The organism is Nitrosopumilus sp. b1, from assembly GCF_014078545.1.
Taxonomy (GTDB): Archaea; Thermoproteota; Nitrososphaeria; order Nitrososphaerales; family Nitrosopumilaceae; genus PXYB01.
The window spans coordinates 16,860-29,449 of the sequence record NZ_MU078749.1 but is presented as its reverse complement, the minus strand read 5'-3'; the positions used below and the strand labels follow the sequence as shown (position 1 = coordinate 29,449).

Sequence of the window (12,590 nt, the reverse complement as noted above, 5' to 3'; positions counted from 1 at the left end):
TTTTACCTCTCTTTTTTCACAGCCAAGAACTGTGAATAAGATCATTATTGGCGGCATCTCTGCTGCTGTAATTATTGGAATTGCTGCAGCATTTGCATTGATGCCATCCCAACCAAATTCCAATCAATCAACTAATGAAAAATTAGGATTGGTCATCAATACACCATTAACAACTACAACCCTCCCAGAATTAGATGAAATCTATTCACAAGCAGCTTCAACAGGCATTGGAAGAAGTAATGTCTACATGTTTTGGGATATAATAGAACCTGAAAAGGGTCAGTTTGATTGGAAGCAGTCAGACATTATCATGAGCTTTAATAAAAAAAATAATCTCAAGGTTACGCTATACTTTTCAATTGTAAACGGAAAAACACTTGGACCGTTTCCAGACTGGATAGGAAAACCAAGCTTAATCACAATATCAGAAGACAATGTGGTAAATGTTCTTGATGCAGTACTATCAAGATATGACATCATTGATACCCTGATTATATCTGGTGACACTGATGAGCACTTTAGATACAAAGAAGGAGAAATTCCAATCTATCGAGACCTCTTTAACAATGTCTATGATAGAATCAAGGAAAAACACCCAGATGTAAAAATTGGAAACTCTTTTGCCTTGCATAATGTTCTTAACAAAAACATCGAGAATGTAGTAAAGGAACTATCAATAGGTGATTTTGTTGCATTTAGCTATTTCCCAGTAGATGCATTAAACGAGATAGTAAAAACTCCATATCAAGCACGAACAGACCTAGACAAGGCATTTGAGCTTGCACAAAACAAGCAGGTTGCCCTCTTTGAGATAAGCTGGAGCACATCTAGTCACGTAGAAGGAAACGAATTTGATCAAACACAATTTGTAAATCAAGTGTACGAATTTTTCAACGAAAATGAAAATCAAATCGAGTTTGTAACATGGTATAGGATGTATGATAGACCAGATGGTAGCTGCATAATTAATGCAGAAGAACTAGAGGGTGCAGTTTCAGTAGGTGGAGGTTCAGGTTTTGGTAGTAGTGAATTTGTTGCACAACGACTAGGAAATTACATCTGTAGTGCAGGTCTGATAAGTGAAGATGGAAACGAAAAACCATCATGGAATGAATTTAAAAAAGAGATCTCATCGTTGTCTTAAACATGCTGTCATTAATTATTGCAGAATCATCACTTGAGCTAGTCCCGCGAGAATTACAATCACACATCTCAATAAAATCTCATGCAAAAAAATTAGGAAAATACCCTTCAGAGATATTGTTGGATAATTCATGGCATTTTGCTGCAATGAAAGGATTAGAAAATGAAATTAAACGCGGCAGACCAGATATAGTTCATCTGTGTTTGCTAGCTGCAACAAGCATTCCATTGTACCATGAAAATGAAATTGAAATTTACGTGCATACAATTGATAACAAAGTTATCATTCTTGGAGATAACGTAAGACTACCAAAATCTTATCACAGATTTGCAGGAATTGTAGAAAAATTGTTCAAAGACAAAGTAATCAAGACAGATGATTCTGTACTGATGGAGCTAAAAAAAATGACATTTGATGAATTAATCGAAATGATAGAGCCAAAAAGTGTAATTGCATTATCACCAGATGGAGTGCCAAGCAATTACCAATCAGTAGGCAAAGAACTAGATGACTCCTGTCTTATAGTGGGTGGTTTCCAAAAAGGAGCATTTTCAGATGAAATAACTCAACACATTGATAGGACCTACTCGATAGGGGAGCAATCATTTGAAGCTCATGTTGTGATTAGTAGGATCCTATACGAGTATGAAAAAACAATTTTTATGTAGGCTGTAGAGTTTGCTTCCTTATGCAGTCATAGTATAGCCTGGTTAGTATTCGGGGTTTCCAACCCTGTGACGCGGGTTCGAATCCCGCTGACTGCATACTAAATTTTGAATAGATCAATTTTTTAAATTATAGAATATTGATTTTGTGTGAAGTTAGATCTTAGAGAAATCGCATTAAACCGTATGAGGACGTTAGTTCAAATTGCAATTGATAACGCAAAGACTGACCCAGAGCTCTCTCAAAGACAAGCATTACTTGCTAGAAAAATAAGCATGAGGCATAAAATCCGGATGCCATATGAGCTTAGAATGGCCTTTTGCAAAAAATGTAAAAACTTTATCGCACCGGGAATAAATTCAAAGATTCGGGTAGGAAGATCTTCAATTAAATCAGTAAGAATAACTTGCAACTTTTGTGGCCATACTTACAGAAAAATTATTCCTCCTCGATCTTGAGTCTTTATTATAACCAACTAGGCACAATCCCTCAATGATTTATAAGACCATACGAGAGTTTTTCACTCTATGGCAAAGGTCTATGACGTACCAGCTGATATGTTGATTAGCAGATTAGCAGATATTCTAAAAAATGAAGATATTCCAGCACCAGAATGGGCCTCATTTGTAAAGACCGGAGCACATGCTGACAAACCTCCTCAAGACAAAGATTGGTGGCATACTAGATGTGCATCGATTTTAAGAAAAATCTACTTGCACGGACCTGTTGGTGTAAATGAGTTATGCAAGGAATACGGCGGAGGAAAGCCATTGGGCTATGGAGCAAGACACCACAAAGATGCAAGTGGTGCAATTATTAGAAATGCAATTCACGGATTAGAAAAATTAGGTTATCTTGATAAAGTAGAGAAGAAAGGAAGAGTTGCATCAAAACAAGGAATGCAAAAACTAGACAAGCTAGCAACTGAAATCCTAAAAGAATTATCTGCTGAAAAACCAGAATTGAAAGTTTATTCATAGTGATTAAATGAGTTATCCAAATTCGGATGAATCTGAAAATCAAGACAATCCAAGCGAGGCAGAGATTTCAGCCCAAAAGGAAATAATTCTAAAACAAATTCTTGATTCAGAAGCAAGACTTCGCTTAAACAATGTTAGGATGGTTAAACCAGATCTGGCAGGAATGATTGAAAACTATATCATTGGCATGGCATCACAGGGAAAGATTAGATCCCCCATCACAGACGATCAGCTAAAACAGATACTTTTATCCACCCAGCAACCAAAACGAGATTTCAAGATAAATCGTCGCTAAGAAAATATAATTAGGGGAAAATCAGAGTAACCTCATGAAAGCAGTAGTCTATGAAGAATATGCTCCTGATGATAATTATGCTAAAATCCTTAAAGTAAAAGATATTGATGATCCAAAACCAAAATCAAACGAAGTAGTTTTAAAATTAAAAGCAGCAGCTCTCAATTATAACGATATTTGGGGAATGAGAGGCGTACCTATTGCAATTCCATTACCACATATTTCCGGTTCCGATGCAGCAGGTGACGTAGTTGCTGTTGGAGAAGATGTTACAAATTTCAAGGTCGGAGATAGAGTAGTTTCTCACTCAAATCTTGCATGTAGAGTATGTGAATTATGTACCTCTGGTAGAGAGTATGACTGCACCAAAAGACAAGTCTGGGGATTCCAGACAGGTCCATTATGGGGAGCATACAGTGAACTAGTTCATTTACCAGAGACAAACGTTTCAAAAATTCCTGAAGGTGTGTCATATGAAGATGCAGCAGCAGCTTCCATGACAATTCTAACATCATGGCACATGTTAGTAGGCAGAGCAAAAATCACACCAGGGCAAACTGTTCTTATCATGGGTGGTGGTTCTGGAGTAGGAAGTTTCGGTATTCAAATTGCTAAACTTTACAACTGTACTGTAATTGCAACTGCAAGTCCAGATAAACTAGACAAGTGTAGAGAATTAGGAGCAGATTATGCAGTAGATCACAGAAAAGATGACTGGAACAAAGAAGTCTATAAAATTACTAAAGAGATTGCATCAAAAACTGGTGTAAGACCCGGAATTGATCTTACCTTTGATCACATTGGTCAGACTCACTTTAACAAACAATTGACTCTGCTAAACTATGGTGGTACTCTAGTTTCTTGTGGAGCAACAACCGGTTATGATGCACAAATTGATCTTAGACACATATTCTTCAAAGGAATCAATGTCTTAGGTTCAACTCAAGGAACAAAAGCAGAGATGGAGCAAGGATTATACTGGATGGGCAAGGGCAAAATCAAAGCTGAAATCGATTCAGTATACACATTTGAGCAAGCCGCAGAGGCACATACCAAAATGCTTCAAGGTAAATTCTTTGGCAAAATCTTAATGAAACCAGAGTAGTAAAAATAAAAACTAATTCTTGTCAAAAACAAAAATAATTAAAATAAATCCAAAGAATCCTCAGATAAACAAAATTCGTCAAGCTGCATTAATTATCAAAAACGGTGGGACGGTTGCTTTTCCAACTGAAACTGTTTACGGTCTTGGCGCAAATGCACTAAATGCAAAGGCAGTAAAAAAAATTTTCAAGGCAAAAAAAAGACCCGCCGATAATCCGTTAATTGTTCACATAAACAAGTATGATGATCTACGAATCCTAACTGACAAAATCCCGCCACTAACCAAAAAAATTACGCGCAAATATTGGCCAGGGCCTCTAACAATTCTTGTAAAAAAATCAAAAAATGTACCTGATCCTACCACTGGTGGCCAAAAAACAGTAGCAGTACGTATGCCCTCAAACAAAATTGCACGATTACTGATAAAGGAATCTGGTGTTCCCGTTGCAGCCCCATCTGCCAATTTATTTGGAAAACCTAGCCCAACTTCTGCTAAACACGTAATAGATGATCTTTATGGAAGAGTCGATGCCATTGTCGATGGAGGTACTACCGACATTGGTCTAGAGTCTACGGTTCTAGACATTACAAAAAAAGTTCCAATCTTGTTAAGGCCTGGAAAAATTACTAAAGAGAATCTTCGAGGAATAATAAAAATAAAACTAGATCAAAGCCTTACTGGAAAACGTACAAAGATTTCAAAGCCAAGATCTCCTGGAATGAAATACAAACATTACACTCCTAACGCACGAGTAATTCTATTAAAAAATTCTATCAAAAATGTTGATCAAAGAATTTCAGAGCTTGTCCAAATATACCAAAATAAGAAAAAAAGAGTCGGCATAGTTACCACACAGAAAAACAAGAAATACAAATCAAATCTAACTCTTTTTCTTGGCAAAGATCCCAAAAAAATTGCCAAAAATTTGTTTTCTGTATTTCGAAAGTTTGATAGCCAAAAAATTGACATCCTCCTAATACAAGAGATTGCTGATAACGACTTGGGTTTTGCTATAATGAATAGATTAAACAAGGCAGCATACCAAGTAATTACAAAATAAGTAACTACAATCACCAAAATCTTAATGTGGCCAAGTGATTAGAGTTACATTATGTCTAGGCTCTTTCGCAGTCTTATCTTTGTTCCAGGAAACAACGAACGTTTTTTGGAAAAAGCAAAATCAATGACTGCTGATATTGTCTGCTTTGATCTTGAGGACTCTGTTCCTGAAAATGAAAAGAATAATGCCCGAAATTTGATCAAAAATGCCCTAAAATCAAGGTCTGAATACAAACCTGCAGTATATGTCAGAACAAATTCTCCTTTATCTGGAAAAATTCCAAAAGATCTTGATTCTATTATCCAAAAAGGAATAGATGGAATCGTTATCCCAAAGGTAAACAACACAAAAGAACTCAAAAAAATTGAAAAAACTCTTTTGAAAATAGAAAAAAAACGTAAGATAAAGCCTATCCAAATTATACCTTCTATTGAAAGTACACAAGGCGTGGTGAATTGTTATGAAATATCTTCTGTCTCAAAACGTGTCTGTGCCATTGTCTTTGGAGTGTTTGATCTGCTAAATGATATGGGAATAGAATACACAAAACAACCTGAGGGAGTAAAATATGCCAGATCAAAAGTTTCACTTGATGCAAAAGCTGCTGGCATAGCATCAATTGATGGCATATGGCAGGATCTTAAAGACAAAGAAGGATTAGTTGAGGACTGTAAAATTGGAAAAAGTTTGGGATATTCTGGAAAAAGCTTAATCCATCCAGATCAAATTGAAATTACACATGAAATATTCTACCCAACAAAACCAGAAATTGATTGGGCAGAAAAAGTCTGCCAGGTGTATCTTGAATCAACCAAGAAAGGAAAAGGAGCGACCACAGTTGAGGGAAAAATGATAGATGAGGTTCACTATAAGCAAGCTAAAGCTTTACTTGAATTAATTAAAAAGCAATAACTCTATACTTCCATTAGCAATAATGTAGATTTTACATTTGAGATTTTTCTCATTTGCCAAGAAATTGCCTTTTTGATTAGTTCTCCCTTTCTTGAAACAAGTTTTGCAATAATGTTGTATGCACCAAATGTCTCTTGAACTTCTTTCACATAATCAACATGTCTTATCTCTTCAATTACTGATTCCTCTGTACCCTTGTCACAAGTAATTAGCACATATGCACTAACAGTTTTTTCACTCTTCATGTTGACCACAACTTTGATACGATATAGCTTCGCAGTCTAAGCAATTTTTCAAAGAGTTTTGGGTCATAGTGAGATTCAGAAATTATTTTACCAATCTTCTCATTGATTAATTCCAATTCGCCATATGAAACCCTCTCTAGTTCTCTAGAGTATTTTGGATTCTGTGCGAGTTCTATGATGTCATTTGTTGAAAATCTTGTAAATACTAATGCCATACATCAAATAGGCGATCATTATATTTGAAGGGTAATTGATATTCTCAATAAATTCATTTGAAAAAGCATTATTAAATTAAACAAATTTTCACTTTTTAATCAATTCACCTTAAATATCATTTTGACGTAATTATACTGACGAGGACAACAATGATAGTTCTTCTATCAATGTTCAGTGCTGTGTCAAGGTAATTGTCTAGGAAGGCCTAGAAAAAGCAAAGCACTAACTCTATCCGCGGTTCCTCCTGGGATAGAGAACAATTCCTCGTCGTCCTATCTCAATTGTTTTATTTTATTATAGAGTATTGATAGTGTGAGCTCAACATCAATCTACCAGGCAATTCATGATGCACATTTGGATAATAGATTAGAAGAAATTTTACTAAAACTATTAGAGCATAATTCGTCTCCTAATGCGCAAGAACCCATAAGACAATTTTTGGCAAACTATGAATTGATGAATGAAAATTTCTGGTCTTCATACAAAAAGGCAAATTCAATTGAGGATGCTTTAGAAAGATATTATCAGTTTACAAAAAATCAATGTATTTTGGTAGAAACACTCATGGTGAATTTACGATTTACAATTGATAAGGATAATTCCAGAAAGGATCTTGCAGTAATGTTAAAGGATGGATTTACATTTTAGTTATGACAATTGCTCCATGCAATGATTACATTTTTGAGCCTTTATTCTATCTCCGCCATCTGTCATCCATAATCTAACACTCTTCATACATCTTGGACATGAAATTACACTGTATAGCATAGTGTATCGATAATAATACGTAAAAATAATTTAAAGACTTGACGGTGTCCATTTGAACTCACAGATTTTAAAGATACTAATAAAGCAGATAATTCTCACAAATTATAGATGGTTGATCTTCTAGATCCAATTAATGCTATTACCCGAATGTTTGAGGCAGAGAAATTTGATGATGTAGTCATTTACTGCAAAAAAATTTTAGATAAAAACCCAAAAGATATGACTGGTTTACAAAACATTACTACCGCGTTTCTTCATTTAGGACAATATCAGGATGCATTAGACTATTCAAGTAAAGTATTGGAGATGAATCCAACCGATACATATGCCTTAAAAAATAAAATTTTTGCCTTAGAACGCCTACGTAAATTTGATGATGTCCTAAAATCCTGTCAACAAATGCTTGATATTGATAAAAATGACACTTGGACTCTTAATAGCATGGGATTATCATTAAATGAACTTGATCAACATGCAAAAGCTATAGAATTTTACGAAAAGACTCTTCAGCTTGAACCAAATAATGTCACGGCCTTAATGAATAAGGCAGTATCACTTAGCTATCTCAATAAATTTGAGCAATCAATTGAATGCTATGACAAAGTACAACAAATTGATCCTACAATAAAGCAAGCAAAAAAAGCAAAATCAGCTCTTTATGTAAAATTGGGAAAAGAAGATGAATCATTTTTAGCAGCACAAGGAGTCTTGGTTAAAGATATGAAAAAAATTCTTCAGGATGCTAAAAACAACAAGTGTACAGTCTTTCATCAGTTTTGTTTGAACGAATTCAATGATATGGAAGAAAAAAAACTCCGATCACAATCTTAATAATTTCATAGATTTCAATAGAATCTGAACAATGTTTACTGGAATTATTGAAGGAATAGGTAAAGTTGAGAAAATTGAAAAGAGTAAGAATAGAAGCGCAGTAAAAATGACGGTTGATCTTGGAACAAAATCCAGAGGTCTAAAGATTGGTCAAAGCGTTGCATTAAACGGAGTGTGCTTGACTGTTACTAAAATTGTAAAAAATAAGGCAAATTTTGAGATGATTGATGAGACAACAAAAAAAACTGATTTAGGAAATCTAAAACCAGGTAGCATCATAAACATAGAGCGAAGCCTCAAGGCAAATGATCGACTAGAAGGACATTTTGTCTTGGGTCATGTAGATGGAGTTGGCATAATTAAAAAAATTCTCAAAAAACCAAAGGAAGTTCAAGTCTGGTTTGAAATCCCAAAAAAATTATCAAAATATGTTGTAAAAAAGGGATCAATTGCTATAGATGGAATTAGTTTGACGGTAGTTGATGTAAAAAAGAATCTAGCGTCAGTCTGTCTGATACCTCATACCATTGATGTTACAAACTTTCATACAAAAAAGATAGGCGACAAGGTTAATATTGAAACTGATATTCTTGGAAAATACATTCTAAAATAAGGCTAATTTATTACAAATTTAGTGGTAATTACCAATTTTTTAGTAAACTTTATAATCTGAAACCAAAGGATTTTTCATATGTCACTAGATGCAGCCATCCATTCACTAAAACAAGGCGAGTTTGTTCTCTTACATGATTCTGCAGGTAGAGAAAATGAAATTGACATGGTAGTTGCTGCTGAGCTAATCACTCCTGAACATGTTGCAAGAATGCGACAACATGCAGGTGGCCTACTATGCCTTGCCATTGATAATGGATTTGGAAAATCACTTGGATTAAGATACATGCATGACATTCTATCAGATACATTTGAAGAAAGCTCTAAAGATATGATAATGGGACTTGCTCCATACGGAGATCATCCTACATTTTCTATATCTATTAACCATTATCAAACCTATACTGGAATTACCGATAATGACAGAGCCTTGACGATAAAAGAACTCTCAAAATTACATGATATTGAAAGTCCTAAAAACAAATTCGTTTCTTCTTTTAAGACTCCTGGCCATGTTCCATTATTGATTGCATCAAATGATCTTTTACTCAAAAGGCAGGGACACACTGAGATGTCAATTTATCTAACACAGCTAGCAGGTCTTAAACCTGTTACTGCAATTTGTGAAATGATGGATGCAGATACCTACTCAGCGCTATCTGTTGAAAAAGCATCCAAATATGCCAAACAAAATGGTATTCCTTTACTTGATGGAAAGGAACTAGTAGAATACGCTAAGGTGCATTAATTTTGAACATTGCCATTGTCGTTGCGGAGTTTAATGAAAAAATTACATCAAGAATGTTTCAAGTTGCAAAAGAAAAAGCAGAGATATTAAAACTAAACATAAAGTATATCTCTACTGTTCCTGGGGCGTATGATATGCCAATTGTCGTAGATGCATTATTGCAAAAAAAGGATGTCGATGCAGTGGTGACACTTGGAGCAATAATAAAAGGTCAGACTAAACATGATGAAGTAATTGCAAATTCAACTACTAAGTCTTTAACTGAATTATCTATCAAATACAAAAAACCTGTATCTCTGGGTATCACGGGTCCTGGAATGCAGGAAAGACATGCTCTTGCAAGAATTCGTCCTGTGGCCGAAAGGGCAGTTGAGGCAGTTTCTAAACTTTCTAATGAATTAAATAAAATCCAGAAATGATTCAGCTCACCATTCTCAAAATTACTGGATATGGCCCTTGGACCCTAACTTTAGGCAGTGATAGAGAGCATGAATTACAGATGCTTCAAGCCTCACTGTATAAAGAAATTCAGTCTCAATTTTCTAAAAAAAACTGTATTACATTTCTAAATCGTTCTGATGAGTTCTTTGTTGTATCAAATGGGCTGACACTAGAGGACCATATAGAAATTCAAAAAAACTTGGAGTCAAAATTTGATATCCGTCTTTCAATGTCCATTGGGCATGCCGAGAATCCATTTGATGCCAATCTAAAGGCTTACGAGGGGAAGAAAACAAAAAAAATTCTAAATCAGGAGCACAACATCTATGGAATTCTAAACGGTTCGTCTGACTCAAAAGTTACAATAATGCATCTTGATGTTGAAGACTTGACTTCGCAAAGAAAAACAATGTCTCCGTATGAAATCTCATCTAAGATCTTCAAACTTTATTCTACCATGTCTGAATTTTTCATAAATTACAAATCTCTGACATTCTTTATGGGTGGTGATAATTTTATGGTTGTAAGCTCAAATGATGCAAAATCTGCAGCAAGAAATTTCCTGGATATGATAAAAAAAGACGGAATAACCTTAAACTGTGGAATCGGAACTGCTAAAACATCTCGTGAAGCAGTCAAGCTTGCAACAAAATCACTTGATACTATTAGAGAGATAAGAGATTCTGGAAAAGAAAAACCTGAAATTTATGAATTGTCATGATTTTAAAAAATCTCAGTGTTTTGTTGGGTAAAGAATTACATTACAAATCATCCTATAGTATTCAAATTTCAAAACAAAAATTTCACAGAATCCAAGAAAATATCAAACCAAGCTCAAACGAAAGTGTGATCGATTGCCAGGGATTAATTGCAATCCCCGGATTTATCAATTCACATACGCACATTGGTGATTCAATTGCAAAGGATTTTACTCTCAACAAAACAGTCGATGAAAAAATCCATCCAGTGTTTGGCGCAAAACCAAAAATTCTAAAAAAATCGAGCTCTGCCCATCTTTCGGCATTTATAGAAAATACTTGCAAAAGTATGATAAAAAATGGAATTACAACATTTGTTGATTTTAGGGAAGGTGGTCTTGATGGGATAGAATTAATTCGTAAGGCTACATCAAAAATTCCAATTCGAGCAATTATTCTAGGAAGAGTTGAGCATTACAGCTCGCCAACACAAATAAGAAAAAACGCCCTTTTTCCAAGAGAGAAATCTTCAGAGTTGACAAAAATTCTTGCAAAATGTGATGGTTTGGGTATAAGCGGTGCTAATGAAAATAGTGATTCTGTACTAGGGTACTACTCTAAAACGAGTAAGCTAAGGGCAATCCATGCTGCCGAAACAAAGCAGAGTGTCGATACTTCAAAAAAGATTACAAAAAAATCCGAAGTGTTACGTGCACTGAAATTAAAACCCCATTTTCTAGTTCATATGACTTATGCATCAAATAGCGATCTTAACTTGGTAGCAAAAAAAACTCGGGGTATTGTAATTTGCCCAAGAGCAAACGCTGCACTAGCAGAAGGCATTCCAAATATTTTTCCAATGCTTAGATCACAATGTACAATTGCAATAGGAACTGATAACGTAATGATCAATTCCCCTAATATGTTTAGAGAGATGGATTATCTTTGGAAAGCAACAATGGGATTAAACAAAAAAAGAATTGATCCAAGATTAATTCTTAAAATGGCAACAACCAACGCTTCATCAATTTTACATAAGAATATTGGAATTATAGAACGTGGAAGGTTAGCAGATCTTGTTTTGATTGATAAACATGCAATTGATTTAGAACCAATGCATAATCCTTACGCATCGCTTGTTCACCGTGCATCTGAATCAACAATTCGCACAGTTCTGATAGGAGGAAATGTAGTACATGGTAAGATCTAGACCAAAAATAATTCTTAGCGCAGCTATGACAATTGATGGTAAGATTGCATCTAAAAGTGGAGATTCCAAACTTTCTTCAAAAAAAGATAAAATCCGTCTACACAAACTTCGTTCAAAAACTGATGCAATACTAATTGGAAAAAATACTTTATTGCGTGACGATCCGTTATTAACCGTTAGATATCATAAAGGGAAAAACCCAATTAGAATAATTCTGGACTCAAAAGGTGAAATTCCGCCCAATTCAAAAATTATCAAGACTTGCAACAAAATTCCCACCATTATTGTTGCATCACAAAATATATCTAAAAAAAATTTGAATCGGTTAAAGAAATTACCTCTACAAATCATCTTTGCAGGTACCAAGAGAATCAACATCCAAAAATTATTAAAAATTCTTTTCAAACAAAAGATTCAGACCATATTATTAGAAGGTGGAAGTAAAACTAATTGGGAATTTATCAGTAAAGGATTCGTTGATGAGATTGTTATCACCATCGCACCAATTGTAGTTGGCGGTCAAACCAGTACATCTTTGGTTGGGGGAGAAGGTTTTTTGAATATGCAAAAATCCAAGAAATTTAAATTAAAAAATATAAGTAAATTCAAAAATGAGTTTGTAGTTCATTACAGTAAACTGTAAGTTATTATACTAATAG

General features: G+C 34.7%; 18 protein-coding genes and 1 tRNA gene. 17 read left to right on the top strand and 2 right to left on the bottom strand.

What is annotated here, in order from left to right; genetic code table 11:
- The first annotated feature begins 31 nt into the window (after positions 1 to 31).
- The 9 genes from C6988_RS10215 to C6988_RS10175 all read left to right on the top strand — a co-directional run bounded on the left by C6988_RS10215 (position 32) and on the right by C6988_RS10175 (position 6,162).
- Positions 32 to 1,144 carry a hypothetical protein gene (locus C6988_RS10215; RefSeq protein WP_182135251.1) on the top strand — a complete coding sequence of 371 codons (1,113 nt, stop codon included), beginning with the start codon at positions 32 to 34 and terminating at the stop codon, positions 1,142 to 1,144.
- Between the two features lie 2 nt (positions 1,145 to 1,146).
- The gene (locus C6988_RS10210; RefSeq protein ID WP_182135249.1) at positions 1,147 to 1,812 is read left to right on the top strand and encodes a ribosome biogenesis protein; all 666 of its coding nucleotides are present in this window, start codon (positions 1,147 to 1,149) and stop codon (positions 1,810 to 1,812) included.
- A gap of 22 nt (positions 1,813 to 1,834) precedes the next feature.
- Positions 1,835 to 1,908 (top strand) — tRNA-Gly (locus C6988_RS10205).
- Between the two features lie 51 nt (positions 1,909 to 1,959).
- Positions 1,960 to 2,268, top strand: coding sequence for a ribonuclease P protein component 4 (locus C6988_RS10200; RefSeq protein ID WP_255464473.1), 309 nt, complete (start codon positions 1,960 to 1,962; stop codon positions 2,266 to 2,268).
- Positions 2,269 to 2,337: 69 nt separating this feature from the next.
- A complete protein-coding gene (locus C6988_RS10195; protein ID WP_182135247.1) occupies positions 2,338 to 2,790 on the top strand; it encodes a 30S ribosomal protein S19e in 453 nt (150 codons plus the stop codon).
- 7 nt (positions 2,791 to 2,797) lie between these two features.
- Positions 2,798 to 3,085 (top strand): DNA-binding protein, encoded by a 288-nt coding sequence (locus tag C6988_RS10190; protein ID WP_182135245.1) that lies wholly within the window; start codon positions 2,798 to 2,800, stop codon positions 3,083 to 3,085.
- Positions 3,086 to 3,119: 34 nt separating this feature from the next.
- The gene (locus C6988_RS10185) at positions 3,120 to 4,190 is read left to right on the top strand and encodes a zinc-binding dehydrogenase (protein WP_182135242.1); all 1,071 of its coding nucleotides are present in this window, start codon (positions 3,120 to 3,122) and stop codon (positions 4,188 to 4,190) included.
- A gap of 19 nt (positions 4,191 to 4,209) precedes the next feature.
- Positions 4,210 to 5,250: an L-threonylcarbamoyladenylate synthase gene (locus C6988_RS10180; RefSeq protein ID WP_182135240.1), complete on the top strand. Its 1,041-nt coding sequence runs from the start codon at positions 4,210 to 4,212 to the stop codon at positions 5,248 to 5,250.
- Between the two features lie 51 nt (positions 5,251 to 5,301).
- Complete coding sequence (locus tag C6988_RS10175) at positions 5,302 to 6,162, top strand: HpcH/HpaI aldolase/citrate lyase family protein (RefSeq protein WP_182135238.1); 861 nt, start codon at positions 5,302 to 5,304, stop codon at positions 6,160 to 6,162.
- A 2-nt stretch (positions 6,163 to 6,164) separates the two neighbouring features.
- On the opposite strand, the gene C6988_RS10170 is transcribed toward C6988_RS10175, so the two are convergent.
- Both C6988_RS10170 and C6988_RS10165 read right to left on the bottom strand, forming a co-directional pair.
- Complete coding sequence (locus C6988_RS10170; RefSeq protein WP_182135237.1) at positions 6,165 to 6,407, bottom strand: Lrp/AsnC ligand binding domain-containing protein; 243 nt, start codon at positions 6,405 to 6,407, stop codon at positions 6,165 to 6,167.
- A complete protein-coding gene (locus C6988_RS10165) occupies positions 6,404 to 6,622 on the bottom strand; it encodes a hypothetical protein (protein ID WP_182135235.1) in 219 nt (72 codons plus the stop codon). The genes C6988_RS10170 and C6988_RS10165 overlap by 4 nt, the downstream gene beginning before the upstream one ends.
- Positions 6,623 to 6,935: 313 nt before the next feature.
- On the opposite strand from C6988_RS10165, the gene C6988_RS10160 reads away from it, so the two are divergent.
- The 8 genes from C6988_RS10160 to C6988_RS10125 all read left to right on the top strand — a co-directional run bounded on the left by C6988_RS10160 (position 6,936) and on the right by C6988_RS10125 (position 12,574).
- Positions 6,936 to 7,271: a hypothetical protein gene (locus C6988_RS10160; protein WP_182135232.1), complete on the top strand. Its 336-nt coding sequence runs from the start codon at positions 6,936 to 6,938 to the stop codon at positions 7,269 to 7,271.
- A 228-nt stretch (positions 7,272 to 7,499) separates the two neighbouring features.
- Positions 7,500 to 8,222, top strand: coding sequence for a tetratricopeptide repeat protein (locus C6988_RS10155; RefSeq protein ID WP_182135230.1), 723 nt, complete (start codon positions 7,500 to 7,502; stop codon positions 8,220 to 8,222).
- 31 nt (positions 8,223 to 8,253) lie between these two features.
- Positions 8,254 to 8,835 carry a riboflavin synthase gene (locus C6988_RS10150; RefSeq protein ID WP_182135228.1) on the top strand — a complete coding sequence of 194 codons (582 nt, stop codon included), beginning with the start codon at positions 8,254 to 8,256 and terminating at the stop codon, positions 8,833 to 8,835.
- A gap of 78 nt (positions 8,836 to 8,913) precedes the next feature.
- Complete coding sequence (ribB, locus tag C6988_RS10145; protein WP_182135226.1) at positions 8,914 to 9,582, top strand: 3,4-dihydroxy-2-butanone-4-phosphate synthase; 669 nt, start codon at positions 8,914 to 8,916, stop codon at positions 9,580 to 9,582.
- 2 nt (positions 9,583 to 9,584) lie between these two features.
- Positions 9,585 to 10,001 (top strand): 6,7-dimethyl-8-ribityllumazine synthase, encoded by a 417-nt coding sequence (gene ribH / locus C6988_RS10140; RefSeq protein WP_182135224.1) that lies wholly within the window; start codon positions 9,585 to 9,587, stop codon positions 9,999 to 10,001.
- A complete protein-coding gene (locus tag C6988_RS10135; protein WP_182135221.1) occupies positions 9,998 to 10,744 on the top strand; it encodes a GTP cyclohydrolase IIa in 747 nt (248 codons plus the stop codon). Before ribH ends, C6988_RS10135 begins: the two co-directional genes overlap by 4 nt.
- On the top strand, positions 10,741 to 11,931 hold the full coding sequence (locus C6988_RS10130) for an amidohydrolase family protein (RefSeq protein WP_182135219.1): 1,191 nt from the start codon (positions 10,741 to 10,743) through the stop codon (positions 11,929 to 11,931). Before C6988_RS10135 ends, C6988_RS10130 begins: the two co-directional genes overlap by 4 nt.
- Positions 11,918 to 12,574: a dihydrofolate reductase family protein gene (locus tag C6988_RS10125; protein ID WP_182135217.1), complete on the top strand. Its 657-nt coding sequence runs from the start codon at positions 11,918 to 11,920 to the stop codon at positions 12,572 to 12,574. The genes C6988_RS10130 and C6988_RS10125 overlap by 14 nt, the downstream gene beginning before the upstream one ends.
- Positions 12,575 to 12,590 lie beyond the last annotated feature (16 nt).

Excerpts from the sequence above, each read along its gene's own strand:
- C6988_RS10210 (WP_182135249.1), top strand. The coding sequence starts at position 1,147 with ATGCTGTCATTAATTATTGCAGAATCATCACTTGAGCTAGTCCCGCGA.
- C6988_RS10195 (WP_182135247.1), top strand. The coding sequence starts at position 2,338 with ATGGCAAAGGTCTATGACGTACCAGCTGATATGTTGATTAGCAGATTA.
- C6988_RS10190 (WP_182135245.1), top strand. The coding sequence starts at position 2,798 with ATGAGTTATCCAAATTCGGATGAATCTGAAAATCAAGACAATCCAAGC.
- C6988_RS10185 (WP_182135242.1), top strand. The coding sequence starts at position 3,120 with ATGAAAGCAGTAGTCTATGAAGAATATGCTCCTGATGATAATTATGCT.
- C6988_RS10175 (WP_182135238.1), top strand. The coding sequence starts at position 5,302 with ATGTCTAGGCTCTTTCGCAGTCTTATCTTTGTTCCAGGAAACAACGAA.
- C6988_RS10170 (WP_182135237.1), bottom strand. The coding sequence starts at position 6,407 with ATGAAGAGTGAAAAAACTGTTAGTGCATATGTGCTAATTACTTGTGAC.
- C6988_RS10165 (WP_182135235.1), bottom strand. The coding sequence starts at position 6,622 with ATGGCATTAGTATTTACAAGATTTTCAACAAATGACATCATAGAACTC.
- C6988_RS10155 (WP_182135230.1), top strand. The coding sequence starts at position 7,500 with ATGGTTGATCTTCTAGATCCAATTAATGCTATTACCCGAATGTTTGAG.
- C6988_RS10150 (WP_182135228.1), top strand. The coding sequence starts at position 8,254 with ATGTTTACTGGAATTATTGAAGGAATAGGTAAAGTTGAGAAAATTGAA.
- ribB (WP_182135226.1), top strand. The coding sequence starts at position 8,914 with ATGTCACTAGATGCAGCCATCCATTCACTAAAACAAGGCGAGTTTGTT.
- C6988_RS10135 (WP_182135221.1), top strand. The coding sequence starts at position 9,998 with ATGATTCAGCTCACCATTCTCAAAATTACTGGATATGGCCCTTGGACC.
- C6988_RS10130 (WP_182135219.1), top strand. The coding sequence starts at position 10,741 with ATGATTTTAAAAAATCTCAGTGTTTTGTTGGGTAAAGAATTACATTAC.
- C6988_RS10125 (WP_182135217.1), top strand. The coding sequence starts at position 11,918 with ATGGTAAGATCTAGACCAAAAATAATTCTTAGCGCAGCTATGACAATT.